Source organism: Rhizobium sp. BK456 (assembly GCF_014194045.1).
Lineage (GTDB): Bacteria > Pseudomonadota > Alphaproteobacteria > Rhizobiales > Rhizobiaceae > Rhizobium > Rhizobium redzepovicii.
In genome coordinates this window covers 1-26,175 of sequence record NZ_JACIAO010000019.1, presented here as the reverse complement: position 1 = coordinate 26,175, position 26,175 = coordinate 1, and the positions used below count along the sequence as shown (strand labels likewise).

At 55.4% G+C, this 26,175-nt stretch carries 21 protein-coding genes and 1 pseudogene; 4 read left to right on the top strand and 18 right to left on the bottom strand.

Annotated features, from left to right (window positions below; genetic code table 11):
• Positions 1 to 94 precede the first annotated feature (94 nt).
• Positions 95 to 1,708, bottom strand: coding sequence for a GMC family oxidoreductase (locus tag FHX03_RS32965; protein ID WP_183857378.1), 1,614 nt, complete (start codon positions 1,706 to 1,708; stop codon positions 95 to 97).
• Between the two features lie 524 nt (positions 1,709 to 2,232).
• Between FHX03_RS32965 and FHX03_RS32960 the strand changes: the two genes are divergently transcribed.
• The gene (locus FHX03_RS32960) at positions 2,233 to 3,108 is read left to right on the top strand and encodes a dihydrodipicolinate synthase family protein (protein ID WP_183857376.1); all 876 of its coding nucleotides are present in this window, start codon (positions 2,233 to 2,235) and stop codon (positions 3,106 to 3,108) included.
• Between the two features lie 968 nt (positions 3,109 to 4,076).
• Here FHX03_RS32960 and FHX03_RS32955 read toward each other — a convergent pair.
• The 5 genes from FHX03_RS32955 to FHX03_RS32935 all read right to left on the bottom strand — a co-directional run bounded on the left by FHX03_RS32955 (position 4,077) and on the right by FHX03_RS32935 (position 9,717).
• The gene (locus FHX03_RS32955) at positions 4,077 to 4,865 is read right to left on the bottom strand and encodes an enoyl-CoA hydratase-related protein (protein ID WP_183857374.1); all 789 of its coding nucleotides are present in this window, start codon (positions 4,863 to 4,865) and stop codon (positions 4,077 to 4,079) included.
• 51 nt (positions 4,866 to 4,916) lie between these two features.
• Complete coding sequence (locus FHX03_RS32950; RefSeq protein WP_183857372.1) at positions 4,917 to 6,569, bottom strand: FAD-dependent oxidoreductase; 1,653 nt, start codon at positions 6,567 to 6,569, stop codon at positions 4,917 to 4,919.
• A gap of 29 nt (positions 6,570 to 6,598) precedes the next feature.
• A complete protein-coding gene (locus tag FHX03_RS32945) occupies positions 6,599 to 7,324 on the bottom strand; it encodes an alpha/beta fold hydrolase (RefSeq protein WP_183857370.1) in 726 nt (241 codons plus the stop codon).
• A gap of 87 nt (positions 7,325 to 7,411) precedes the next feature.
• Positions 7,412 to 8,599, bottom strand: coding sequence for a CaiB/BaiF CoA transferase family protein (locus tag FHX03_RS32940; RefSeq protein WP_183857369.1), 1,188 nt, complete (start codon positions 8,597 to 8,599; stop codon positions 7,412 to 7,414).
• Positions 8,600 to 8,640: 41 nt separating this feature from the next.
• Positions 8,641 to 9,717, bottom strand: coding sequence for a cupin domain-containing protein (locus tag FHX03_RS32935; RefSeq protein WP_183857367.1), 1,077 nt, complete (start codon positions 9,715 to 9,717; stop codon positions 8,641 to 8,643).
• A 75-nt stretch (positions 9,718 to 9,792) separates the two neighbouring features.
• Between FHX03_RS32935 and FHX03_RS32930 the strand changes: the two genes are divergently transcribed.
• Entirely contained in the window at positions 9,793 to 10,764 is a 972-nt protein-coding gene (locus FHX03_RS32930; protein WP_183857365.1) for a helix-turn-helix domain-containing protein, read from the top strand.
• 139 nt (positions 10,765 to 10,903) lie between these two features.
• Here the strand turns inward: FHX03_RS32930 and FHX03_RS32925 are convergent, their stop codons facing one another.
• The 11 genes from FHX03_RS32925 to FHX03_RS32875 form a co-directional block, all read right to left on the bottom strand.
• A complete protein-coding gene (locus FHX03_RS32925) occupies positions 10,904 to 12,544 on the bottom strand; it encodes an electron transfer flavoprotein-ubiquinone oxidoreductase (RefSeq protein WP_183857363.1) in 1,641 nt (546 codons plus the stop codon).
• A 46-nt stretch (positions 12,545 to 12,590) separates the two neighbouring features.
• Entirely contained in the window at positions 12,591 to 13,085 is a 495-nt protein-coding gene (locus FHX03_RS32920) for a hypothetical protein (RefSeq protein WP_183857361.1), read from the bottom strand.
• The gene (locus FHX03_RS32915) at positions 13,082 to 14,707 is read right to left on the bottom strand and encodes a GMC family oxidoreductase (protein WP_183857359.1); all 1,626 of its coding nucleotides are present in this window, start codon (positions 14,705 to 14,707) and stop codon (positions 13,082 to 13,084) included. Before FHX03_RS32915 ends, FHX03_RS32920 begins: the two co-directional genes overlap by 4 nt.
• A gap of 48 nt (positions 14,708 to 14,755) precedes the next feature.
• On the bottom strand, positions 14,756 to 15,697 hold the full coding sequence (locus FHX03_RS32910; RefSeq protein ID WP_183857357.1) for an electron transfer flavoprotein subunit alpha/FixB family protein: 942 nt from the start codon (positions 15,695 to 15,697) through the stop codon (positions 14,756 to 14,758).
• Between the two features lie 25 nt (positions 15,698 to 15,722).
• On the bottom strand, positions 15,723 to 16,472 hold the full coding sequence (locus FHX03_RS32905) for an electron transfer flavoprotein subunit beta/FixA family protein (RefSeq protein ID WP_183857355.1): 750 nt from the start codon (positions 16,470 to 16,472) through the stop codon (positions 15,723 to 15,725).
• A gap of 60 nt (positions 16,473 to 16,532) precedes the next feature.
• Entirely contained in the window at positions 16,533 to 17,342 is an 810-nt protein-coding gene (locus FHX03_RS32900; RefSeq protein ID WP_210298806.1) for an aspartate dehydrogenase, read from the bottom strand.
• Positions 17,343 to 17,361: 19 nt separating this feature from the next.
• On the bottom strand, positions 17,362 to 18,867 hold the full coding sequence (locus FHX03_RS32895; RefSeq protein ID WP_183857353.1) for an aldehyde dehydrogenase family protein: 1,506 nt from the start codon (positions 18,865 to 18,867) through the stop codon (positions 17,362 to 17,364).
• A gap of 96 nt (positions 18,868 to 18,963) precedes the next feature.
• Positions 18,964 to 20,028: an ABC transporter ATP-binding protein gene (locus FHX03_RS32890; protein WP_312865358.1), complete on the bottom strand. Its 1,065-nt coding sequence runs from the start codon at positions 20,026 to 20,028 to the stop codon at positions 18,964 to 18,966.
• Positions 20,029 to 20,039: 11 nt separating this feature from the next.
• On the bottom strand, positions 20,040 to 20,882 hold the full coding sequence (locus FHX03_RS32885) for a carbohydrate ABC transporter permease (protein WP_183857351.1): 843 nt from the start codon (positions 20,880 to 20,882) through the stop codon (positions 20,040 to 20,042).
• A 9-nt stretch (positions 20,883 to 20,891) separates the two neighbouring features.
• Positions 20,892 to 21,836, bottom strand: a complete 945-nt coding sequence (locus tag FHX03_RS32880; RefSeq protein WP_183857349.1) for a carbohydrate ABC transporter permease — start codon at positions 21,834 to 21,836, stop codon at positions 20,892 to 20,894.
• 64 nt (positions 21,837 to 21,900) lie between these two features.
• On the bottom strand, positions 21,901 to 23,202 hold the full coding sequence (locus FHX03_RS32875; protein ID WP_183857348.1) for an ABC transporter substrate-binding protein: 1,302 nt from the start codon (positions 23,200 to 23,202) through the stop codon (positions 21,901 to 21,903).
• 281 nt (positions 23,203 to 23,483) lie between these two features.
• Here FHX03_RS32875 and FHX03_RS34825 point away from each other — a divergent pair.
• A pseudogene (locus tag FHX03_RS34825) lies at positions 23,484 to 23,703 on the top strand (LysR family transcriptional regulator); the annotation flags it as partial.
• A gap of 7 nt (positions 23,704 to 23,710) precedes the next feature.
• Here FHX03_RS34825 and pobA read toward each other — a convergent pair.
• Positions 23,711 to 24,883, bottom strand: a complete 1,173-nt coding sequence (gene pobA / locus FHX03_RS32870; RefSeq protein WP_183857346.1) for a 4-hydroxybenzoate 3-monooxygenase — start codon at positions 24,881 to 24,883, stop codon at positions 23,711 to 23,713.
• Between the two features lie 112 nt (positions 24,884 to 24,995).
• On the opposite strand from pobA, the gene FHX03_RS32865 reads away from it, so the two are divergent.
• The gene (locus FHX03_RS32865; protein ID WP_183857344.1) at positions 24,996 to 25,883 is read left to right on the top strand and encodes a helix-turn-helix domain-containing protein; all 888 of its coding nucleotides are present in this window, start codon (positions 24,996 to 24,998) and stop codon (positions 25,881 to 25,883) included.
• Positions 25,884 to 26,175 lie beyond the last annotated feature (292 nt).

Genomic DNA, 26,175 nt, shown 5'->3' with positions numbered 1-26,175 from the left:
TATTTATCCCATGTCGCAATATATGCCTCGCAGCCGTTGACGGTACGTGCGGGTCACGACGGACGAACGGACACCGTCTTTGAATCTCGGCTGGTTATTTGGCTCTACTCAATGTTTCGGAAAGCTTCTTCGCGTTGCGAAGGGCGAGTGCTGTGATAGTGCTCGTCGGATTGGCCGCGCCTCCGGTCACGAAGATGCTTCCGTCGGAAATTACGAGATTTGGGACATCGTGCGCTCTGCCAAACTCGTCCACAACTGAGGTTTTGGGATCATGCCCCATCCTAGCAGTGCCTAAGAGGTGCCCGGGCTCCCCCTTAAGGTCGAATATCTCCACGACCTTCTTGGCCCCGCCCGCCATATGAATTTCAACCAGCTTTGCCATAACAAAGCTTCTCATCTTCAGAGTATTTTCGCTGTAGCGGTAGTTGACTTTCGGCGCGGGGATTCCGTCACTATCTCGCAGATCGGAATCAAGGGTAACCATGTTGCTTTCTTCAGGCAGGTCATCAATGTTTGCTCCCCAGAAGATTGCGCTTCGAGCGTCTCGAATGACCTGATGAAAGTTTACGCCCCAAAGAGCATCGAAAGGCAAAAGCCTGTGGGGGTCGATGCCGTTAAACAGCAATCCGGGTGTCGCACATGCATGCATCTTCGGGCCGCGAACGAAGCCGCGGGACAAATCGGTTTCAAAAAACTGCATCGAACTGACCGCCGATCCCACCGGGCCGCGCCAAGATTCCAAATCTTCAATGTAGTAACCGATAACCGTACAGTTCGGGTGTAGCATCAGGTTTTTGCCTACTAAGCCGGACGAATTGGCCAGCCCGCGTTGATGTCGCTCGCTTGCCGAGAGAAGTAGCAGTCTCGATGTACCTATTCCATTGGCGCAGAGGACAACCTGTTTACCTCTTGTGTGAAACTTTTCCCCATTCTTAATCCACTCAGCACCGGTTGCCGCACCATCCTTGTCAACCGTGATACGGGAGACCCGCGCGCCCGTGACCAACTTCGCGCCAGCTTTGATAGCCGAAGGCCAGTAAGCCATGTCGAAGGACGCTTTGGCACCTTCTGGGCATCCTTGTATGCAGGCCCCCCATCGTGCGCACGCCGCGAGTGAGCCGATCTTTTGGCTTGGGATTGCATTCGCATGCGGCCACCAGTGCCACCCCAACTTGTTCATCGACTCCGCGGCCTTTAAGCCGAGCCTACCAAGAGGCATCGGTGGAAGCCTGGGGGAAAGCCCCTCTGGAAAAGCCGGATCGCCTTCCACGCCGGATACGCCGATAAACTCGTCGATCTCGTCATAGAAGGGGGCAAGCGCATCGTAGGTTATCGGCCAATCGTCGGCCACGCCATCCAGGGTACGAACACGAAAATCTGACGGAGACAGTCTCGACCAGAGTGCGCTATAGTGGATCGTCGAGCCGCCGACCGCGTTGTACATGGACGGAGCGAGATCGGTTTCAGTCACGTCCAACGGGTAATCGGCGGGGTTTCTACGTAGGCCCGGATCCGATTGCCAGTGTCCCCTAGCGACAAGCTCCCACATATCGTAATTCGCTGCGTAGTCGGAGGGCAGCGTGTAATCGCCTTGCTCCAGACAGATAACTCTAAATCCAGCCTTAGCCAGAGTGTGTGCGGTTATTGCTCCGGAGGGCCCGGAACCAACAATGACCGCATCATATTTATCGTCGGAAGCCTCGTTCATTTTCCTGCCTATTGTTTGTCCGACGGTGGGAGCGATCTCCAGCTAAGGAAGCTGAGGCGAAGATCTGAACTTGTTACAAAACAATCTCTGGAATCCCAATCGCAAGCACGCAGGCTAACCACGCTGCGGGAAAGGCGACAATGGAAAAATCTCAATAATACTTGGACATTTTCGCATCCAGGCGGATGTCAAGGTCTATCCAGGAAGGTTTCGTTCGGCGCATCAGACTCGCCTCAGCCCGAACCAATTTGTGCAAGCCTGCGGACAAAATGTCCATTGTAACTCGCGCGTGCCGCGCGGTATCTGATCGCAATGGGCAAGGAGATTATGCGTACTCAGGTTGCCACGATTTGCCGCCAGCAAGATGTGCATGGGGGCCGACACAAACGCAGATGGTGGGATCGCGCGAGTTCGTATCTCGCCGGCCGAACTGGTTGGACTCGGTGCAGCTGGTTGGATGATTTTTGGGTCCATGGGCCATACGCCGCCGAAGCGGCTAGAAGAGAACGGACGAGATTGAGCCAATGGCGATATTTTCTGGTGTAATCCCATATTTGGTCAGCCCACTGAACGCGAATGGAACCATCAAAGAACAGGTATTGGCTGATCTGTGCTGCGACCTTATCGACAAAGGCGTAACCGGGTTAACCCCGCTTGGGAGCAGTGGCGAGTACGCATATCTATCTGAATCGCAGAGGAAGAGGATTGTCGGAGTTGTCGTCGAAGCGACGAACAATCGTGTGCCGGTGCTCCCCTGTGTGGCGAGCGTATCGACAGCGATGGGGGTAGAACAAGCCAGAACCTACAAACGGATAGGGGCAGACGGGATTGTCGTTGTTCTCGATTCATATTTTCCTTTGACCGAACATGAGGCGCGTAGCTACTTTCTTCATATAGCTGGTTCCACCGATCTACCGATCATCATTTATACCAATCCAAATTTTCAACGCACGGATTTGTCCGTCGAAACGATATATGCACTTGCCCGACATCCCAATATCGTGGGGCTAAAGGACGCTTCAACAAATACGGGGCGGCTACTCTCAATCCTCAATAATTGCAATAGTGACTTCGCTATTTACGCTGCTTCCTCGCACATTGCCGTAACCGTAATGATGATGGGAGGCAAAGGATGGTTTGCAGGACCAGCTTGCGTGCTGCCGAAACAGAGTGTCGAATTGTACGACGCTTGCGTGCGCCGGGACTGGGATCGTGCGGTTGACGTCCAGAAACGCCTCTGGAGGTTCAACGAGGTCTTTGCAAGATACCGGTTGGCGAGTTGTCTGAAAGTTGCGCTGCATTCGCAAGGCTACGACGTGGGTGACCCGGTTTTACCTCAGGAGCCGTTAGACGCAGCCGCGGTCAAGGCTGTGATTAAGGCACTAAACGAGGCTTCATAGTATCGCAGTCCGGTCGTGTCCGTGGGAGTGGTACAGCTGACGGCCGATGACGGGTTTTCCGACCTGGGTCGCAGCGGACATAAGCCACCGACTGCGAGCAGATTGATCTGGGCATCACCCATTTTTGCCATGGCCTCGAGCATCATGTATTAAGCGCGTTGAACGGCCCATTCGTCGTTCTGTTGAGCGGCAACGTTCCAACGAGGCAGATGATCGGATGATCGCTCGATCGTTCGGAAATATGCCGACCAACTCGGGGCGTCGCTGAATTGGCTGGGCGCATTGGCGACGCCATTCGGATATCTGGATTTTGAATAAGTCCAACGCGCGGGAGACTCTCGACTGCAATGGGACGCTTTACCACATCAAGTGCGACATTATGGGCCAACCTGCCGATATCCGATTGGCCGCGTGTGGAAAGCACAAAGCTTTGCGGGCTTGGACCGAAGCATAAACGGCGTTCCCGGCAAGCGCGGCCTGGCGCCAGTCTTCTGGCACATTGGCAACGCAATCTGGTGAAAAGGATAACCTGATCGAAATTCGAAAGGTGTCAGACCTTCCGACAAACGCCAGATGAATATTTTGTCGCCGCCGTCAAAACATAGCAGCAGGATTCTGGCGTCGGAGTTTATGCGCCCACGTCCAAGGAAGGACCATGTTGGTCTTTTGGGTCTTGTTTAGAAGACTGAGCGTAATCTCGGACGCTTTTAAAGACATCGAGAATAATATTCGATATTCCCGTTAAATACCGAAAGGTATTCATCCTTGCCTCCTGTATTGCACTGAATTCACGCTCATTAGCTTGACAAGTTGGATCTGCAAAGGAAATGGACAGATGCAGCAGCAAGTAGGATAAAATGCTCATCAGCCGATGCTTTTAGCTGCCAAGATCGATGCGCAGCATGCCGGGCATCCGTAGCATCCCGCGCCGGTTATTGGTTTCCTGTTGCCGCGCTCTGCGAGGAGGGTCAAAGGCCTTTGAAAACGGGCTCACGCTTCTCACTGAACGCTAGCATCCCTTCGCGCGAGTCTTCTGTTAACGCAAGTTTATTAATCGAGTCTCGCTCGAATGCCAAACCGTCTCCAGCAGTGATACCGACCGCAACTGCGACACACTGTTTGACTGCCTTTATGGCAGTAGGAGCACGTTTGGAGATCGTGCCAGCAATCTCGACTGCGCGCAGCACCGTCTCGGCAGGCTCGCAAACCTCGACAACCAGTCCAAGTTCCTTGGCTCGGCTGGCGTCGATTGGCTCCCCGGTCATCAACATGAAGGCCGCCACGTTCGCCCCAACCTTTAGAGGCAACCGCTGCGTACCCCCGTCACCCGGAATGCCGCCCAATAGGATCTCTGGTTGACCAAATTTTGCGTCGTTCCCGGCGATGATAAAGTCGCACAACATCGCCAACTCGCAACCTCCCCCAAAGGCCATACCATTGACAGCGGCGATCAGGGGCTTCTTGAACATTTCGATGGATTGCCAAGCCGCGACTCGCTTCGGGTCATTCGCAACATTCAAAGGGCCGAACGTGACCATTTCCTTGATGTCTGCTCCTGCAGAGAAGTATTGATCTGTGCCTGCCAGCACGACACATCGGATGTCATTGGTTTCTTCCAGATCAAGAAGAATTCGGCCAAGCTCGATCACCATCGAGCTGTGCAAAGCATTCTTTTTCTCCGGTCGTATAATTCGGATCAACGCGATGTGTCGCTTCGGATATTCTACAATTATTTTCTCTGAGAGATTTTCGTCCATGTCAGATTCTTTCTATAGCCAGGGCAAATTCAAGATCTTCAGAGCAAGCGTCTAGCGCCCGCTGTCACGTAGGATACTTTGAGCGCAGATATAGCCCCAGGTCATATAAGCCCCAATCGTCGTGCCAACTTGACTGGGTGTCCGCGCTCCGACTGGATTTGCCATCACATTGCCGGCACAATACAAACCCGCAATAACACTTCCATCATCCCGAAGGGCCTGTCCGAACTCATTGGTCCTAACGCCGCCTTTCGTTCCGAGAAGAGACGGCCGAAACCGGTAAGCAACGAACGGCGGAGTGTTGATCTCCTTCATGAGGCCCAGACTGGAGGCGAGTTGCTTCTCATAGAAATTCGACATCCCCCTGCCAAAATCCAGATCCCTTCCCGCCCGCGCAAAATGATTGAAGCGCTGTACCGTCGATTTCAAACTGTCGGAGGGGAGGTCTGTTAACGCAGCCAATTTTTCCAGTGACGGAGCGGTTAAGAGCCAACCCGGTTTATATCGGCGATACCATCGAATTAGCGGGGTTCGCTTGACCATCGGCCAGTGGCTGATCACCCAAGCTGGCTGATGAATAAGCTCGCCGTTATCCCCTCGATCCATTGTGCGAGCATAAATCCAGTACTCGTACTCGCTCGCGAACCTCTTGCCAGTGTGATCTACGATGATCGCATCCGGCTCAGCGTGAATTCTCAGTGGAAGCCCGTGAAGTTTACCTTCGTACTTTACTGGTGGCTGAATGACGATGTTGCCTTCATCCATGTGCGCTAAGGCCGCACCGATCGAAAGCGCCATTTTATGTCCATCGCCCTCGTTACTGCTTGGACCACTTCTGAAGTCCACTTCGCTGGGGAAGAATTTCTTCAGCATCTGCGGGTCCCATTCAAATCCGCCGGATGCAAGAACGACGCCGCTTCGAGCCTTGAACGTGCGATTTGTATTGCCCCGCGCAGCTACGACACCATCAACAACGCCTTCGTCAGTCACGGTGAACTGGACAGCACGGCTCGAAAGCTCAATTGCACATCCAAGGTCCAGGCAGCCCTTAAGCAGCCCGACGATAAGAGCGTTCCCCTGTGCAATCGTATTGGTGAGGCAACGGCCGATGATCGTCGGCGCGAATTTCAGTGTGCCTCTGATGGGGTGCCGGTCAAGCTTTGCTGCGATCGTCTCGTGATAAGTCAGTCTTTGCGGGATCGTCGACCGCCTGATCTTATTTTTGTAAGGGCCAAGAATATTGCGGCTGATCGGCTCGACGGAAAGGATCCGGCTAGACTTGGCGCCCTCGACCTCCTGGAACGGATCCGGCACGGTGGTGAGTTTGAAACGAAGCGGTGAATGTGCTTCTACAAACTTCAACATCGACGGGCCATTCTCGACCTGACTTCTCCACAGCGCATCCTCGGATTCGCGCCACCCGGGAGGAGCGCTCTCGCGGATGTACTGGAGCGCCTCTTCAATGGAATCTGAAAAACCTGCCTCTTGCGCGTAGTGATTAGCTGGAAGCCAAGTCATTCCACCTGACATCGCGCTGGTTCCGCCAAGGCTTGCCGTTTTTTCTATCACCCTGACCGTCCGGCCGTTCGCAGCTGCGGTCAATGCAGCTGTCAACGCAGCAGCTCCAGAGCCTACCACGATAACATCTGTTAAATTGGCTTTATCGATTGGTTCTTGCTCAACCATCTGTCCGACGCGATCCACCCGCCTCTCCCATTCATCGTCTGTATCAGCTAGAGCTTTCCCGTGAGAAAGCTCCCGACAATTTCGAAGTACACTTCAGGTCGAGTGACGGGGAAAAAATGTCCGCCATCCATCAATTCCAAGCGCGCCCCCAGGATGAGCTCGGCGATGTTACGCGATTGATACGGGGGAGCGAGCAGGTCGTCAGTAGCGCCAATAACCAAACTGGGTACCGCGACATTCCGCAGTTCATCGCGGCGATCAAATCCATAGGGTGCCTTTTGCCGTTGCTGCATCACAAAGTCCGCTGCTCTGGGTTCGCTTCTAAGGCGAGACTTCAAATCGTAATTTGGATCCAGCACGTTGGCGCCAGGCATGGCTAACAAAGCCGAAATCTGGCCATAGGTAGCGGATCCAGCTGTGTCGAGTATGTTCTGGCGCAAGTCCGCTACCGCAGTCATGTACCAATCAAACGCACAGAAGGTGCCACTGAAGACAGCCGATCTGACCCGAGAGGGGTGATCGAGCACCAGACATTGCGTTATGACCCCGCCCATCGAGTGTCCCAAGATACTCGCCTGAGCCACCTCGGCGTCATCGAGTATCGCTATTGCATCGTTCACAATCTCATCAAGGGTATGACGGCCGGAAACTTCCCGATTGTCGCCCATCCCGCGTTGATCAAAACTCAATACGGTGAATCGTTCAGCCAGTCGCTTGCGGTGCTGGCTCCAGAAGCTCGCGTGGCCACCTAGTCCGGAGATGAGCAGGAGCACATGCTCCCCAGATCCCTCTCTGTTATACGCGAGCATAATCATGACCTTTCAGGAACAAATAAGGGGAGAGGTGTCGCACACGGTTGATCATGTATTGATGATGTTATGCTGTTTGAATGTAGCGATCTCAGCCGCCGAGTAGCCAAATTCCGAGAGCAGCTCCTCCGAATGTTGACCAAGCATTGGAGGTGGCGAAAGCGAGATCTGCTCCACCTCTGACGACTTTATTGCATTTCCAACAGTTCGAAACAGGCCTTGCTTGGGATGTTCTATATCCACCAGGATCTTGTTCTCAGCCACCTGGGGGTGCCTTAGTGTTTCCTCCAGAGACAGAACAGGGCTACAGAGGATATCAACTGCATCGAGCCGGCTTTCGCATTCCGCTGTTGAAAATTTCTTGAACCCTTCTCCAATCCGTCGCCGATACTCTTCCCGATGCGCCATTTGCTTTTCGAGCGTTGAGAATTCCGGTTCCACGGTGATATCCGGTATTTCCAGCGCCTTGCAGATGTCGGAAATCGGGTTCGGACGCAGCACGGCGATGACCGCGATATGCCCGTCGGCCGTAGCGAACACATCCATGGGGTCCTGCACGAGCGGATTGAAGTCCTTGCCGGTGAGAAATTTTTGAGTCACCTCCTGCTGTTGCATAACGAGAAATACATCGAGGAGATTGATCTCGATTTTCTGGCCGCGCCCAGTCCGCTCACGATGGAAAAGCGCCAACAGCACTCCTTGTGCCAGGATCATTCCGGATGCGAAATCGGATGCTGAAATCGGGAAAAGCTGCGGTTTCCCATTCGGGTCCCGGTTTCCATCAGCGACACCGGCGATTGCTTGGGCCACGAAATCCATTCCCGCTTTACCCGCGAGTGGTCCGGTTGTGCCAAAACCCGAACCTTCAACGTAGATCAGGTTTTCGTTTTCTGCCCGCAAATCTTCATAGCCAAGACCCAGCCGCTCGATCACCCCAGGCCGATAATTGTGAACAAAGACGTCTGAGTTTCTTGCGATCCGTTTCACGATCTCGCGGCCCTCAGGACTTTTCACGTCGAGGGCAATGCTTCTCTTGTTCCGGTTCATGCCTAGAAAATTTGCGCTTTCCGCATTTCTGTCTGGTCGGTGTCGGTCGATGGAGCGGCTGATATCACCTGCGCCGGGCCGCTCGATTTTGATCACGTCGGCGCCAAAATCCCCCAACACCTGGGTTCCGCAAGGGCCGAACATTATTTGTGATAGATCGCAGATGCGAATACCTTCTAGCGGAAGCGCCATTAGTTTCTCCTGTCAGACTGTCGTCGGATGGCATCACGCCGTCACGAAATTCCATTGATGATAAACCCGTATCGTTCCACCAGCATTCGCTCAGTCTCGGGATTCCGGGGAATATTGGTGGGCCGAGGAACACCAGGCAACTTCCGGACACCTGTCGCGCGAAGGGCGCTCTCTACGCTTGGTGGAAGAAAAACGCCGCCATACCGAAGCGGCTTTTCTGTATTGTTCTCGAAATGGTGCATGACCCGTGGTGGAAGTACAACAAGATCGCCTTCGGAAATCGGGTACTCAACATCCTCAATGACGGCCAACCCGCTTCCCTGCGTGACGATTACAATCTCTTCGGAGACTTGATGTCCGTGAGGCCTCACCTTCGCGCCAGGTTCAAGAAGCTGGGAGGCGGCGCAGATATAATTGAGAGGAATGGCGGGCGGCGCCAACTTGATACTGACAAAACCGACGCTCGGGGCTGCCTGCCAATACTCTTCTCCTTCGTCGTCCTGAACGACAACAAAGCTGGTTTCTGTCGCCTTCGCGTTTTGTGGGTCTGATTGAACACCTAGTATTGCCGCAGCGCTGGACTGATGGTCATTGCTGGGACTAGTTGGGAACAAATCGAACCGGGCTTCTGGCCCCGGGGGAAAAGAAATAACTTGAAGACGGAGACTTTCGTTCCCGTGCTGTTCGAACTGCACATCCACACCTCGCCCGCAGAAAATAAAGGTTCCGCGAGAAACTGGATGCTGACGATCAGAGCTTCGAACAGTACCCGTACCACCGAAGCATATGATCACTCTCTCGTTTAATTCGTGAATGTGTGAACGCAGCCGCCCTCCGTCGTGTAGATCCACGCCTACAATCGAAAAGTTCGAATGCGCGTGTGTTAGCGGAGAGAGTTTCACGCGGGCCGTGCTCGCGACGCCTACCTGCAGATTGGTCACTACTCCTTCGTCAGCCCCGACGATGACCGCCTCGCGTAGATCCTGCGCACGCGTTGCTTCTTTATGCATGGTGTAGTCAGCCTCAACTATCCGGTTTCGAGTTAAATGACACCAGGTCGTAACCACGTCACGATCCATGCCCGATAAAAAGAAATCACTTTCGCTATGGTGGGACAATGGTAATATCCAACAAAAGGTTGGACATTCTACTCGTCGTGATGGCGCACGAGATGTGGGAGGCTGGAGGCGTCTGTGTCAGGAAAAATTGCAAGACAACGTGGGAAGGACTCAAGCCGAGCTCCCGCATATTCGCTTTATGGTGAGAGCCCTGAGTTTGGTCAGTCCATATTTTCTAACGCGGAATCAATCCTCGTTAGAAGTAATAACTTAACGTCCGACATCAGTCTGCATGTGCATTTAGATCTGTATCAGTTCGTTTTCATATCAGAAGGGCGCTCAACATTAGTATCGCCCGGTGGAAAATACAATTTCGGCACTAATACCCTTGTTATGATTCCGCCAAATACAGAACATGGGTTCTATTCACATGTCGAAACAAAAACATTTGGTCACGTATTTACGCTAAGCGAAGCTTACTTTGATAGGCTAGCTCAGAAGGGTGTTTTAGCCAGCGATTTGGCAAAATATATCACTGTAATCGAAAATATAGAAAGGGAAAGAAACCCCGAAATATTCGACGCTATAGAGCGGATTATATATGAGCACAGCTCCGAGCATTACCCGTACATTATCGCGCGCGAAGCAGCTGTGCTTTTATTCGTCGTTGAATTCTTGAGACTAGTCGCCGAAAGGAACGTCCTCCAGTTTGGCGTTGAAACGAGCGAAACAGCCAATGTCTCAGGGAAAAGCAAAATTGAGATACTATCTCAGCTGATTGACAGACACTATAAATCTCAGAAAAATGTTCAATTCTATGCCGACAGGATGAACATGTCGGTGTCCAACATCAACAAGGTTTCCGTGCAGGCAACGGGAAAGACTGTGCACAATAATATCAAAGCAAGAAGCTTAGAGCAGGCTCGCTCCTACCTGGCAAACACTAGTCTAAGCGTGAAAGAAATATCCTTTAAGCTCGGGTATGACGACGCAGCATATTTTACGCGGTTCTTTACTACCAACATTGGTATGTCTCCGATCGCGTTTCGCCGCCTAGCTGCGAGATCAATGACCAGCGAAGGTGTTGCCCTTATCAACCGAAGATAAAGCAAGCTGTCGTTACCGGCGACGCCGGACGCAGGATATAGCATATTGATTGCCTCGGCTCACGTTCGGACATCCGGCTTGACTGTTGGTGGATAGGCGAACTCGATCTAATCGAGGCGGAACTGCGCGGACTGAGCTGCTACATATTCGGATAGACCGGCCCCTCGCCGCCCTGCGGCGGCACCCAGTTGATGTTCTGGTTGGGATCCCTGATGTCGCAGGTCTTGCAGTGCACGCAGTTCTGGGCGTTGATGACGAAGGTCTTTTCGCCATCCTTCTCCACCCATTCATAGACCCCCGCCGGACAGTAACGGGTCGACGGGCCGGCATAGATGCTGAGCTCCGAGCTCTTCTGCAGCGCCATGTCCTCGACCTGCAGATGCACCGGCTGGTCTTCCTCGTGGTTGGTGTTCGACAGGAACACCGAGGACAGACGGTCGAAGGTCAGGACGCCATCCGGCTTCGGGTAGGCGATCGGCTTGTGCTGCGCGGCCGGCTCCAGCGACTGCGCATCGGTCTTGCCGTGCTTCAGCGTGCCGAAGAAGGAGAAGCCAAACAGCGTGTTGGTCCACATGTCGAGACCGCCGAGCACCACACCGACGGCGGTGCCGAACTTCGACCACAGCGGCTTGACGTTGCGCACCCGCTTCAGATCGCGGCCGATGTCGGTGCGGCGCCATTCAATCTCGATCTCGACCACTTCATCATGGCTGCGGCCTAATACAATCGCCGCCGCCACCTTTTCGGCGGCCAGCATCCCCGATAGCACCGCATTGTGGCTGCCCTTGATGCGCGGCACGTTGACGAGACCGGCCGAACAGCCGATCAGCGCTCCGCCGGGGAAGGACAGCTTCGGCACCGACTGGTAGCCGCCCTCGGTGATGGCGCGCGCCCCATAGGAGAGCCGCTTGCCGCCCTCGAAGGTGCCGCGGATCGCCGGATGCGTCTTGAAGCGCTGGAACTCCTCGAAGGGATAGAGATAGGGGTTCTTGTAGTTTAGGTGGATGACAAAGCCGACCGCCACCAGATTGTCCTCGAGATGATAGAGGAAGGAGCCGCCGCCGGTCTTCATGCCGAGCGGCCAGCCGAAGGAGTGCTGCACCAGACCCTGTTTGTGCTGCTCCGGCTTGACCTGCCAGAGCTCTTTGATGCCGATGCCGAATTTCTGCGGCTCACGGTCTTTCTGCAGATCGAACTTGGCGATCAACTGCTTGGCAAGCGAACCGCGCACGCCTTCGCCGATCAGCACATATTTGCCGAGCAGTTCCATGCCGCGGGTGTAGTTCGGGCCGGGCTCGCCGTTCTTCTCGATGCCCATGTCGCCGGTGGTGACGCCGATCACCGCACCCTCGTCATTGTAGAGCACTTCGGTCGCGGCAAAGCCCGGATAGATCTCGACGCCGAGTTCCTCGGCTTTGGTTGCCAGCCAGCGACAGACATTGCCGAGCGAGACGATGTAGTTGCCGTGATTGTTCATCAGCGGTGGCATCACGAAATTCGGCAGGCGGATCGAGCCGGCCGGGCCGAGCAGCAGAAACTGGTCGTCTGTCACCTCGGTTTTGAAGGGATGATCGGCCTCATCGCGCCAGCCGGGCAGCAGCCGGTCGATACCAACAGGGTCGACGACGGCGCCCGAGAGAATATGGGCGCCGACCTCGGCTCCCTTCTCCAACACGACGACCGACAATTCGGGATTCACCTGCTTCAGCCGGATCGCCGCAGCCAGGCCGGCAGGGCCTGCGCCGACGATCACGACGTCGAACTCCATACTCTCGCGCATCGCTAACGTAACGTTATCTGGAACTGAATATGGCGATAACGGATGATCATTCGACCACCCGGAAGATCGGACCGCGATCCATGACGGGATCTAGGATTCCGCTTGATAGCTCATCCGCCGCGTCGAAGAGATCTGGCGGGTTCCGGTGCGGCGCCGGATAGTTCAGCTCGGCTTTTATCTCGTCAGAATAGATGTATGCTCCGGCAATCAACGTAGAAAGGATATAAAAACCCTCTCCGTCTTCCGCTTCGAGCCTTTTCAGCCTCTCCCACATCTCTTCTCTCGGTGTGGTCCCCAACACTTCGAGGAGGCTTACTAACAGGTCGAAATGCTTGTCGAGTATTGCCGCGGCTTTGGTTATGAGTTCGTCGAACTTCGAAACACCGCTACCACCCAAAAAATCCCCATGAGGAGGTATCAGCGTGTCAGCGATCACGCGCAACGTTTGTAGCTCGTCTGCGGTAAAAGCCCGAGGAGGGAACGCGCTTGGGCGCGATACGGAAAGGCGCTTGTCGCCGGCTACTTTCAACTTGTTGCTCATCTTAATGCATCCATTTCCAGATTACGGGTGAGTTCCTTTGCATTTCGAAGTGCAAGCGCGGTGATGGTACTGGTCGGATTTGCGGAGCCACCAGTAACGAAAATGCTTCCATCCGAAATGATGAGGTTAGGCACGTCATGCGCACGACCAAATTCATCGACAACCGAACGCTTCGGATCTGTCCCCATTCTTGCGGTGCCAAGCAGATGCCCCGGTTCCCCCTGCAGATCGGCAATCTCGATGATTTTTTTCGCTCCGCCGGCTTTGTGGATTTCAACCATGCGGGCGAGCGTGAACTCACGGATTTTCAATGTGTTCTCGCTATATCGATATCGTATCTTCGGAGCAGCTATTCCGTCGCCGTCGGTCAAACGATCGTCAAGTGTGACGGTATTTGTCTCTTCCGGCAAATCATCAATGTTTGCCGCCCACATCAGTGAATTTCGGGCTGTCCTTATCACGTCGTGGAAGCTCCTACCCCACAGACCATCGAAGTTGAGGGTTCGATGCGGATCGATCCCGGTCATGATCAACCCGGGTGTCGGACAAGCATGAAGCTTTGCTCCTCGAACAAATCCTCGGCTCCGAACCGTTTCGAAGAACTCCATGGAGCTAACAGCGGAACCCGCCGGCCCCCGCCATGATTCAAGTTCTTCATCATAATAGCCGAACACAGCACAGTTCGGATGGAGCATTAGGTTTTTGCCAACCAGACCTGATGAATTTGCGAGGCCGTAGGGATGCTTTTCCGAGGCGGAGAGTAGAAGAAGTCGCGGGGTCCCGATGCCGTTTGCGCATACCACCACCTTTCGCGCCCGCGTTTGATGCTCTGTGCCTTCTTTGATCCAGGCAACACCGGTGGCAGCACCGTTTTCATCGACCAAAATACGTGATACCCGTGCCCCTGTGATGAGTTTCGCACCCGCCTTGATGGCGGCTGGCCAGTAGGCCAAATCGAACGAAGCTTTGGCACCTTCGGGACAGCCCTGCGTACAGGTGGCCCAACGTGCACATGCAGCAAGTGCGCCAATCTTCTGGCTCGGTATCGCGTTTGAATGAGGCCACCAATGCCATCCAAGTGAATTCATGGATCGCGCAGCTTTCATCCCATGTTTACCTAGGGGCATGGGGGGCATCTTTGGGGCGTAACCGTCAGGGTATGCCGGATCGCCTTCGAGACCCGAGACGCCGATGTAGTCGTCGATTTCGTCGTAGAATGGCGAAAGTTGCCCGTAGTTGATTGGCCAGTCGTCCGCCACCCCATCCAAAGTACGAACTTTAAAATCAGAAGGCGCCAAGCGCGACCATAACGCACTGAAATGAATCGTCGATCCCCCGACTGCGCTGTACATAGACGGTGCCAAGTCTGTGTCAGACAGTTCCAAGGGATAATCCGCTAGATTTTTGCGGCGATTTGGTTCTGGTTGCCAATGCCCCCGCGCCACGAGTTCCCACATATCAAAATTGGCGGCGTAGTCTGACGGAAGCGAATAGTCGCCTTGCTCAAGGCAGAGGACTCTCAACCCGTTTAGCGCGAGTGTGTGAGCAGTTACAGCTCCGGATGGCCCGGACCCGATTATCAAGGCGTCGTAGATGTCTTCCTGTCCCGTTCTGTCGTTCATAGTGATATTCCGTTCATTCGGGTTGGGCGAACCATGGTCGATTTGCTTTCAGGAAGGGTAGCCTACCGCCTTCTGCAGTTCTGGCAGCACCTCGAAGAGATCGGCGACGAGGCCGTAGTCGGCCACCTGGAAGATCGGCGCCTCCTCGTCCTTGTTGATGGCGACGATTACCTTGCTGTCCTTCATGCCGGCGAGGTGCTGGATGGCCCCGGAGATGCCGCAGGCGATATAGAGATCGGGCGCCACCACCTTGCCGGTCTGGCCGACCTGCCAGTCGTTCGGGGCGTAACCGGCATCGACGGCGGCGCGGCTTGCGCCGACGGCAGCACCGAGCTTGTCGGCAACCGGCAGGATGACTTCCCTGAACTTCTCGGCAGAGCCGAGGGCGCGGCCGCCCGAGATGATGACCTTCGCCGAGGTCAGTTCCGGACGGTCGGAGGCCGACAGCGCATCGGAGACGAACCGCGACAGGCCCGGATCCGAGATCGCCGGGATCGCCACGACGGCGGCCGAACCGTTTGCCGGCGCAGAGGCGAAGGAGGCGGTGCGCACGGTGATCACCTTCCTGGCATCGCTGGCCTGCACCGTCTGGATGGCGTTGCCGGCATAGATCGGCCGCTTGAAGGTATCGGCGGAGACGACCTCGATGATCTCCGAGATCTGGGCAACGTCGAGCAGTGCCGCCACCCGCGGCAGCACGTTCTTGCCGACCGAGGTGGCGGCCGAGACGATCGTGTCATAGGAGCCGGCAAGCGAGACGATCAGCTCGGCCAGCGGTTCGGCGAGATTGTTGGCAAGCGCGTCGCTTTCGGCGAGCAGCACCTTGGAGACGCCGGAGAGTTTTGCCGCCTGATCGGCCGCAGCCCTGGCGCCCTTGCCGGCAACCAGCACATGCACATCGGAGCCGATCTGGCTTGCTGCCGTCAGCGCCTTGGCGGTCTGGTCAGAAAGATGATTGCCGTCATGGTCGGCCAGAAGAAGAATGGTCATGATAGTTGCTCCTGTTCCAACCCGATTACAGCACGCCGGCTTCGTTCTTCAGCTTGTCGACCAGTTCGGCGACTGACTTGACCTTGACGCCGGCCTTGCGGCCACTCGGCTCCTCGGTCTTCAGCACCTTCAGCCGCGGCGTCGTGTCGACGCCGAAATCGGCAGGCGTCTTCTTGTCGAGCGCCTTCTTCTTCGCCTTCATGATGTTCGGCAGCGAGGCATAACGCGGCTCGTTCAGTCTGAGGTCGGTGGTGATGACCGCCGGCAGCTTGATCTCGATCGTCTGCAGGCCGCCATCGACCTCGCGGGTCACGGTCCCTTTGCCGTCGCCAATCTCGATCTTCGAGGCGAAGGTCGCCTGGGCCGAGCCCAGCAATGCCGCCAGCATCTGGCCGGTCTGGTTCGAATCGTCGTCGATCGCCTGCTTGCCTGATATGATCAGCCCCGGCTGTTCGGCATCGGCCACCGCTTTCAGGATCTTGGCGACGGCCAGGGGCTCGACGGCGTCGTCGGTCTCGACCAGGATCGCCCGGTCGGCGCCCATGGCCAGCGCCGTCCTCAGCGTCTCCTCGGCCTTGGCCGGACCGATCGACACGACCACCACCTCCTCGGCCTTGCCGGCTTCCTTCAATCTCAGCGCCTCTTCCACCGAAATCTCGTCGAACGGGTTCATCGACATCTTCACATTGGCAAGCTCGACACCCGTGCCATCCGCCTTCACCCGGATCTTCACGTTGTAGTCGACAACCCGCTTGACGGGGACGAGAATTTTCAACTCATTTTCCTCAATGTTATACTCACTTCGCTGGCGCAACCCCGGCGACTAACTGTCTTGTTATACGTCGATGAACCTAAAGTGCCGGTCGATGGCCTCCTCGATGCTCAGTGCTGCTAGCCACGAGGTCTTTGGATTATCTGGCAGAGGCCGATTTTGAAGGTCAATCGTGAAGCTGCCAAAAGCCCCGGCTGCCTCGACCCTGTGACGGTTCGCCGTCGCATTTGGATCTGCAACAAGCACGACGCTCGTCGTCTCGAAGCCGATACCCGCAAGGGCGACTGCGGCGGTCACGTTCGCGTTTTTTGGATAGAGCCGTGCAGCTTGCTCCGCATTGCCTTCAAAAATAACCACCGACTGGGTTAGGGAAGCCAAATCAAATGCCTGAGCAGCTGGAGTGCCCTCCCATGCGCCAGGAGGCTTAGTTCCAGTATAGGCGACCTTGGTAAGCCCGCCATTGCGCGCCGATCTCAAGACATCCAGCCCCCCGATGGCGCCAGAAACAGCCGTCAAACGGCTTCGGCCTTCTGCCGCCGCCGCCTTGAGTTCATCAAAGATCGTCCTGTTCCCTAAGCTCCCCACGGAGACAATGATTGTGTCGATTCCGTTGCGCAGCAGGGGCTGTACAAATTCATGCACCGCACTGTGACTTGCGCACTCGACGACGAGAGAAGGGCGCCAATCGATCAAATCCGACACTTTGTTAAACAGCCTTACGCCCTCGAGTTCGCTTAAGGGCGGCGCATATTCGGGGGGCACCAGCGTCGCTGCTATCTCGAACTGATTGCCGGAACGGTGTAGGGAAGCTCGAAGGCTACGCACCATCGCTCCAAAACCAATGACGGCAATGCGTTTTCTATCGATCGGCAAGGCTTGATCTCCAACGGCTTTAAGCGACGGTATGTGCAAGGATCGGGTGACGAGTTCCCATTCTTATGAAGGTCTGCTTTGTCTCCATGTATTCGTTCAGAGCGTCGAGACCATTCTCGCGTCCAAATCCGCTTTGCTTGACGCCGCCCTGCGGCAGCTGAACCGCACCCTCGAGGTAGGTGTTTGCGAAAACGGTGCCCGATTTCAGCTGTCGTGATACGGAGAGAACCTTGTCGATGTCTTTACTCCAGATGCCGTTCGCAAGCCCGTACTCGGTTAAATTGGCGAGCTCAACCGCTTCCTCTTGGGTCGTAAATTTGGTCACGCATAGAACCGGCCCGAAAACCTCTTCCCTGAAAATCCTCATATCTGAAGTGACGCCATCTAGAATCGTCGGACCAACGAAATAGCCGTCGTCGTACTCCTGGCCTTTCAAGCGCTTCCCGCCACAAAGAACCGAGGCCCCCTCTTTCTCTGCGTCGGCGACAAATTCGAGCACCTTGTTCATGTGGTCCTCATGAATGAGCGAACTCATATCCGCCCTTTCGTCGGCAGGGTGCCCCACGTTTATTCGCTTGGCCCGCTCGACAAGTTTGCTCACAAACTGCTCCGCGATAGATTCCTCGACGATCAGACGGGCGCCGGCGGCGCAGACTTCACCCTGATTGAAAACAAAGCCGAAGAGAATTCCATCGAGCGCCGCCTCAAGGTCGGCGTCCGCAAATACGATGTTTGCGCCCTTACCCCCCAGCTCTAGCGCGACGCGCTTTACGCCTTCTCCGCACTTGCTTCCAATCCGCTTACCGACCGCCGTGGATCCCGTGAACGAGATCATCGAGACGTCGGAGTGGCTGGTGAGCGCTTCGCCGACAATTGACCCCTTACCAGTCACAACATTGATCACGCCCGCTGGAATGCCCGCTTTTGTGGCCAGTTTAGCGATCTCAAGAGCGGTACTCGAAGTTAGTTCAGCAGGCTTGATGACGACTGTGCAACCGGCCGCGAGTGCATAAGGAAGTTTTTGAAAGAGACAGACGAGGGGAAAGTTCCAAGGAACGATCAGCCCGACGACCCCGAGAGGTTCCTTCGTTACGAGCCCTAGCGCATTTGGCCCAAGCCGGGTGTGCGCTTCGCCTTTTTCCGTAAGGATGAGTGAGGCGGCAAAGCGAGTCATCCCTACCACCATATCCAACTCGTGCGCAGACATCCTCATCGCTTTCGATGCTTCTTCGGCCTCGATCCTGACGAGATTTGCGGCTTCAGCTTCTATCAGGTCCGCAAAATTGTGGAGTAGTTTCGCGCGGGCGCTACCTGATAGATCCGCCCAATCCGATCGACTGAACGCCTTTTTGGCGGCAGCAACGGCGTCATCAACGTCTTTTGAAGTGCCGGCGGAGAATCGTGCGATCAGTGCACCAGTTGCCGGAGAGCAGCGCTCAATCAGGGTCCCTGAAGGATCAGCTGATTCTCCATTGATAAAGTGCCCGTAGGTTCGGGGCGAAAAGACAGATTCAGTTTGTGACAAAGCGGGCCTCCGTCGCTGTTATCCGGGATGTCGCGGTTCGTATTCCGTCGCCGCATTGGAATGCTTTTGCCCCCAAAACGGCGGCTCAGATGTGCTCTAATTGGCCACAACTCGAACGAATTCGGGCGGAGCGTAGACACCAACCACATCACCGGGGTGGTGCGCGCATCGATCTGTGACCGCGATGAACCGTGTATCTCCCGCCGTCAAATAGACGTTGGTTGTCTGACCGAGTGGTTCGACGAAATCGACGATGGCCTGGGCGGAACCTTCTGTTCCAGGTTGGACAAGCTTCAAATGTTCAGGCCGAATCCCCGCGCAGAACGCGTTTGTTGAATCAAGTCTGTCGGCGATCAGCTTCCGCTCGTTATCTGGTATCCCCTCAATGAACTCCGGTATCTGACACGTCGGACGTGCGGGCGACTTCATCGATGCGGAGAAGAGATTCATGGGTGGAGATCCCATAAAGTCAGCCACAAATCTCGTCTGGGGTCGGTCATAGATCTCCAACGGCGATCCAACTTGCACCATGTCGCCTCGGCGCATCACCGCGATCCGGTCAGCCATTGACATGGCCTCAATCTGGTCGTGCGTAACGTAGATCGTCGTGATCCCAAGTTCCGTGACAAGCTTCTTGATCTCTGTTCTCATGACCGCTCGAAGCTTCGCATCCAGGTTTGAGAGCGGTTCATCCATGAGAAACACTTTTGGATTGCGCACCAAAGCTCTAGCCAGCGACACTCGCTGTCGCTGGCCACCCGATAGTTGAAACGGCTTGCGGCCGAGGTAATCACCGATACCAAGCCTGCCAGCCGTCTCTTCAACTTTCTTGCGACGATCGACTGGCGAAACCTTCCTAATCTTCAAAGGGAATGCGATGTTTTCGAAGACCGTCATGTTGGGATAGAGCCCATAGTCCTGGAACGCCATAGCGATGTCGCGATGTCGCGGCTCTGCAAAGGTGACGTCTTTCCCATTGATGTGGATCGACCCTAATGTCGGTAATTCTAGGCCGGCGACCATGCGAAGCGTGGTCGTTTTTCCGCAACCAGACTCGCCCAGCATCACAAAGAACTCGCCGTCGGCAATATCTACGGAGACTCCATTGACTACAGTGACCGCGCCGAACCGCTTTTGTACATTTCTGATCTGAATGCCCACTATGGCCTCCTTTAACCTTTTACTGCGCCCAACGTCAGGCCGCGAACCAGATAGCGCTGCATTAGAAGTACGAGAACAACGACAGGCAGTGACATGACGACACCGGCCGCGGAAGCCATACCCCACGCGATTGACTTTGCATTCAGGGTGTTTGCTGCAATCACGGGCAACGTCTTTGCCTGGTTTGAGGTCAGCATTGATGCCAAGAGAAACTCGTTCCAGGCAAACATGAAGACAATGACCATCGTCGCAGCGAGCCCTGGCATAAGGAGCGGCAGAGTTACCCGCCAGAACGCTTCAAGCCTTGAGCAGCCATCGATAAGCGCAGCCTCTTCAATTGACTGTGGGATATCTTGTATGAAGACGCGCATTACCCAGACGACGAAAGGGAGGCCGGACAGTGCATATGCAACTGTAAGCATCCAGTAGGTGTCAAAGAGGCCGAGCCATCGAGACATGATAAACAATGGAACGACGCTGACAATAGGCGGCAGCATGCGGATTGATAGTACTTCAAATGCAATTAGTTGCTTGTTTTTGATGTCGAATCGAGCAAGCGCATAAGCAGCGAGAGTCCCACAAATCATCGTCAGACAGGTGGCCAATCCCACGATGACGGCACTGTTGACGAACATTTTCACGATTCCAAGATCTTCGACTAGGTTCACAAAATTTTCGAGGCTTGGGACGAAAATCCACACGGGTGGGTACGCTGTAATAACCTCGTCCGTCTTCAGAGAAGCGGTAACCATCCAGAAAATCGGAAAGGCGAAAAAAGCCGTAGCCAGGAGCGCGACGAGATAAGCAAAGAAGACCTTAAAATAGCTGTGCACGGTGAGTTGCGGGGTGGACATTGTCAGCTCCTATCGGTCTTCTTTTTCGGAAACGAGCCGTGTGAAGCCCGATAGTTTCGTGAAGATTACTATGATCGTTGTGATGATCAGGAGAGTGATCCATGACAGCGCGGATCCGTAACCGAGATCAAAAAAGCGAAAATTCACTCTCTGCAAGTAAATGCTTACAAGATCTGTTGCAAAATCCGGTCCGCCGCGCGTCATAATGAACGTCGTGTCGTAGGTTCTAAAAGCATCTACAATGCGCAGGAGCGTCGCAATGACGATCACCGGCCGCAGAAGAGGCAACGTGATGGAAAAGAAGACCCTGATTGGACCTGCTCCGTCGATGGCGGCTGCCTCGAAGGGGCTCCTCGGCAAGGACGAGATTCCGGCGAAGACGATGAGGAACATGAACGGCGTCCACTGCCAGATATCAACTAGCACAATTGAGATCAGCGCGGTACTAGCCGAGGAAGTCCAGAGCTGCGGTTGCAGGCCGATCGCCGTCAGCAAGTAATTCAGTACTCCGAGGTCCGGCATCATCATCACACGCCAAACGATCCCAACCGCAATTGGTGTGATCAGCATAGGCACTAATATGATGGTCCGCATCACAATGAAGCCAGGATATCGCAAGTTGAAGAGCAGCGACATCAGCACGGCCAGCACAAGGGACGAGACTACGCTCAGCGTGACAAAGACACATGTCAGGCCGATCGCGTGCCAAAATTGGAGATCGAACAGCGCGCTAGCGTAATTCTTCAACCCCACAAAGCGAGAAGCGCCCCCGTGTGTCGGATTGTAGTCCGTTAATGAAATATAGAGAGAGTAGACCATCGGGAAAAACCCGACGACGTTCATCAAAACAAACGCTGGAGCCAGAAGCAGGTGACCGGTGCGGCGTTCGCCCGCCCTTCGCGCTTTGTCGGCGCTAGCTACTCCCATTGTTGGAATTGAACGCGTGATGCTCATGCTTATTCCCCATTATTTTGAGAGGGTGACGGGTAGGCCACCCTCCCCTTCGTTCGGAAGGTCACTAGCGGATAACGGCCTTGACGCGTGTCTCGGCGTCCTTCATCGCTTCTTCGGGCGTCTTTCTGCTCAGGACGGCGGCCAATATCTCCTCATAGAGGACGCGCTGTACTTCCACCGAGTTCGGGACCCTATAAGGGGGAAGTGCGATGGTGGTCGTGCCGCGCTTTTTGAAGTCATCATACACAGCAAGCGACGGGACCCGAGCCCGAACCGCCGGGTCTTCCAGCTGGGATTTGAAAACCAGGTTCGTCTCACCGGCTTCGAGGAAAGCTTCATAGCCCTTGCCAGAGAGCATCCAGTCGAGGAACTTGTACGCCTCGTCCGGGTTCTGTGAAAAGGTGCTGATCCCAAGATTGATACCGCCGGTCATTTGCTGCTGATATTTTTCACTTGGCACCGCCGCGTAACCGATTTTACCCTTGAGCGGGCCGCTCTCCAAACCGGCAAATACGTCAGACCAACTGATGAACATCGCAGCTTTTCCCTGCGAGAAAAGCGATACACCATCCGGGTAATCGAGACCCTCGGCACCCTTTGGAGCGAACGGCAGCACTTCCTTGATCCGCTGGATGGCCTTGACGCCTTGACCTTCGGAATTGAAGATTGGCTGGTTGGCGCTGTCGAGCACCCCATCATCCTCGGGGCCCAATTTCGTCATACTCATGAGACGGGTCGCCCAGTCTCCCGACATGTGGGCGTCCTGGCCACCGAGAAGCAAGATGTTTCCAGCAACCTGATCTGTATGGAGCGCCTGAGCGCACTTCAGATAGTCGTCCCAGTTTGTGGGCACGGATAGGCCTTTGGCCTCGAATAGATCCTTTCTGTAGGCAAAGATGGGTGTAGACATTGTCAGCGGTATTCCGAACCGCTTTCCATCAGACGACACAAATTTCAGAGATTCCGGGATGACGTTTTCGTACTTCAAAGGAGGAAGAGAAGGGTCATCAGCCTTAATCTCTTCGACAGACTTGACCCATTGGTTCCCCAAGATTTGATGTATGAACAACGAGTCGAGGGCCAGAAGGTCATACGTTGATGAGCCCTGCGACATCTCAACAAGAAGTTTTTCGTATTGCTCGTTTTGCGGAACCGGATCAGCGCTCAACTCGGCGCCATCGTACGATTTCGCAATTTGGTTTGCTAGCACATCACTGAACAGCAGGTTCATGTTGAGGATATTCAGGCTTTTGCCAGCGGCAGCACGCGTTTGAGGAGAGCTGATACTGTAAGCAGCAAGCAACGCCGCGGCGGCTTTTAACGCCGTTCTCCGGCTCATTTCCCTGTGATTGATGACCTTTACCATAAATGCCTCCACCATTGTTCCCTTGTATGGTTGCGACTAGTGCTTCTTCTGCTGTTGGGCGAGTGATGCCTTCTTCCGCGACTATCACTCGATTGCGGCTCGCGGGCGGGGCCAGATTGTCCGAAAATCTGGCTCCTCTATCATTTCCTCGGTCCGACAAAGTAACCACGGCGCCGAGACTTGATCAATGTCAAAATCCAATTAATGATTGGACAAACTGCTCAAGGGATTGGGAGTGATCGAAACTCGTTAGGCAAGGTTCAAAAGGAAACTGTCGTATTGGCCGCGCCTTCGTTCGCGCGAACGACGCCGTCTGGGTCATCTCGGCCGGCGTTGCCGGCGATGTCGATCACGGGCTGCTGGCGCTCCTGCCAGTCGATACCAGCGAGACATAGGGACCGGTGGATTGACCGTGCGCACCATGCTGTCCTCACCCTGCCCCTGTCGATCCTGTTGCAGACTATCCGGCAAGGAACAAGCGAGGTCGCCAGGAAGCTTTGAAGCTCATTCAGAACGGTAGACCGACATAGTTCTCGGCAAGGGCGGTCGAAGCGGCGCGCGAATGGGTGAGATAATCGAGTTCGGCTTCCTGAATCTTCTGCTCAAACTCATGTGTATCGGGAAAGCGATGCATCATTGTTGTCATCCACCAGGAGAAACGCACCGCTTTCCAGACCCGCGCAAGCGCGCGGACCGAGTAGGCGTCTAGCCCGGCATTCGACAGGTCTTGATAATGCTCGACAAGACCAGAAAACAGGTAATGCACGTCGCTCGCCGCCAGATTGAGCCCTTTGGCGCCGGTCGGTGGCACGATGTGGGCGGCATCGCCGACGAGGAAAAGGCGGCCGAAACGCATGGGTTCGGCGACAAAGGAGCGCAGCGGCGCGATCGATTTCTCGAAGGACGGTGCGGTGATCAGAGCCTCGGCGTGGTGCCCGGGGAGACGGCGGCGCAGCTCGGCCCAGAAGCGATCGTCGCTCCAGTCCTCGACCCTTTCGTCCAGGGGACACTGGATGTAATAGCGGCTGCGCGTCATTGACCGCATGGAGCATAATGCAAACCCACGCGGATGATTGGCATAGATCAGTTCTTGATTGACGGGTGCAACTTCGGCCAGCACGCCGAGCCAGCCGAAGGGATAGATCTTCTCGAAGCTCTGAACCGCCCTTTCCGGAACCGATTTGCGGCTGACGCCGTGAAAGCCGTCGCAGCCAGCGATGAAATCGCAATCGATGCGATGGGAAATGCCATCCTTATCGTAGGTCAGATAGGGCGCATCGCCATCGAAACCGTGCGGCTGGACAGTCGCAGCGCTGTAGATGGTAAGAGCACTGCTTTCCTCGCGGCGGGCCATCAAGTCGCGGGTCATCTCCGTCTGGCCGTAGATGACGACCCGTTTGCCGCCAGTGAGACTATGAAGGTCGATGCGATGATCGCGCCCGTCGAAGGCCAGCGAGAAGCCATCATGCGGCAGGCCCTCGGAATGCAGGCGGGCGCTCGCCTTCGCTTCGTCCAGCAATCGGACGGTGCCTTCCTCAAGAACGCCGGCGCGCACGCGGCCAAGAATGTAATCCTTGCCGACCCGATCGAGAATGACGTTATCAATGCCGGCCTCCGTCAGCAACTGGCCGAGCAGCAGCCCGGACGGCCCCGAACCGATAATGGCGACTTGAGTGCGCATCGTCTCCTCCCACGCGTATTCTTGTCTCAAGTCTGATCGCCGCATGGCCAGTTCGCAATGGACATTTCGGTCATGAAATTGCACTAATCGAACGCGGCGAGGGAGAAGTGCCATGACGAAGAATGTGCCAACCTATGAACTCTATGGCGAAAATACCGGCCAAAACCCTGATTTCTGGCTGCACTGCGAGACAATTCCCTTTCGCAGCAGACTTCATCATTGGGAGATTCGTCCGCACCGGCACGAAAGCTTTTTCCAGATCTTGTACATAGATGCCGGTTCCGGCGACGCCATCTTTGATGGAGTTCTCCACGCCATCATCCCGCCCGCCGTGATTACCGTGCCGCCAAACCTCGATCATGGCTTTCGGTTTACGCGCGATATAGACGGCTTCATCATCACGGTGCTGATCTCGCATCTGAAAGCATCCCCGGGTGACCGCAGCAGGCTCGGAACATGGCTTGCCGAGCCCCATCTGACTTTGCTCGACACTCAGAACGAAGACGCGGCATATGTCGCCAATACGCTAAAACGCCTGGGCGAAGAATTTACCAGCCGTCGCAACGGTCGCAACGATCTGCTCGACGCTTATCTGACCTCGTCCTTGCTGCTGACGGCGCGCATAGCCCAACAGGCCGAGGAAGGATCGATCCCGGGCGACGAGAGCGAGCGCCGGATGGAGATGCTGCAGGGCCTCATCCAGCGCCACTGCCGTTCGCATAGGCCGGCCGCTTTCTATGCCGAAAGCCTCGGCATCTCGCCGGCCCATCTCAGTCGCATCGTTCGCAGCAAAACTGGACGTGGAGCACATGAGCTGATCACGCGCAGGCTGCTGGACGAAGCCAAGCGCGAACTGGTCTTCACCTTCGCGACGGTGCAGGAAATCAGCTATCGCCTGGGCTTTGCCGACCCCGCTTATTTCTCCCGCTTCTTTGTCAAGCAGACCGGCCAGACGCCCCGCGCCTGGCGGATTGAGGAACGGGAGAAACTCGGGATGTGACAGAAGACAATCGGGGCAGGCGCCCGCCCCCGTGGTTTGGGACCGGCCCATTGGGCCCCCTCACAACAGCCGGACGATGGCCCCGAAAGCTCTCGCCGTGCCAGAACCGCCCGCTATTTCAGTGTTAGTGACGTAATGGGTATTTATGGAACCTACGTCGTAAGGAGGTGATATTGTAAAATGACCCCTTCAACGTTCCTTGTTTTGCCGGTTGGCGATCAGATCGTCGACGACGGCCGGATCGGCGAGCGTCGAGGTATCGCCAAGCGCGCCGAAATCGTCTTCGGCGATC

Coding starts and splice junctions, on each gene's coding strand:
- FHX03_RS32965 (WP_183857378.1), bottom strand. CDS start 1,708: ATGAACGAGGCTTCCGACGATAAATATGATGCGGTCATTGTTGGTTCC.
- FHX03_RS32960 (WP_183857376.1), top strand. CDS start 2,233: ATGGCGATATTTTCTGGTGTAATCCCATATTTGGTCAGCCCACTGAAC.
- FHX03_RS32955 (WP_183857374.1), bottom strand. CDS start 4,865: ATGGACGAAAATCTCTCAGAGAAAATAATTGTAGAATATCCGAAGCGA.
- FHX03_RS32940 (WP_183857369.1), bottom strand. CDS start 8,599: ATGGCGCTTCCGCTAGAAGGTATTCGCATCTGCGATCTATCACAAATA.
- FHX03_RS32925 (WP_183857363.1), bottom strand. CDS start 12,544: ATGCGCGAGAGTATGGAGTTCGACGTCGTGATCGTCGGCGCAGGCCCT.
- FHX03_RS32920 (WP_183857361.1), bottom strand. CDS start 13,085: ATGAGCAACAAGTTGAAAGTAGCCGGCGACAAGCGCCTTTCCGTATCG.
- FHX03_RS32915 (WP_183857359.1), bottom strand. CDS start 14,707: ATGAACGACAGAACGGGACAGGAAGACATCTACGACGCCTTGATAATC.
- FHX03_RS32910 (WP_183857357.1), bottom strand. CDS start 15,697: ATGACCATTCTTCTTCTGGCCGACCATGACGGCAATCATCTTTCTGAC.
- FHX03_RS32885 (WP_183857351.1), bottom strand. CDS start 20,882: ATGTCCACCCCGCAACTCACCGTGCACAGCTATTTTAAGGTCTTCTTT.
- FHX03_RS32880 (WP_183857349.1), bottom strand. CDS start 21,836: ATGAGCATCACGCGTTCAATTCCAACAATGGGAGTAGCTAGCGCCGAC.
- FHX03_RS32875 (WP_183857348.1), bottom strand. CDS start 23,202: ATGGTAAAGGTCATCAATCACAGGGAAATGAGCCGGAGAACGGCGTTA.
- pobA (WP_183857346.1), bottom strand. CDS start 24,883: ATGCGCACTCAAGTCGCCATTATCGGTTCGGGGCCGTCCGGGCTGCTG.
- FHX03_RS32865 (WP_183857344.1), top strand. CDS start 24,996: ATGACGAAGAATGTGCCAACCTATGAACTCTATGGCGAAAATACCGGC.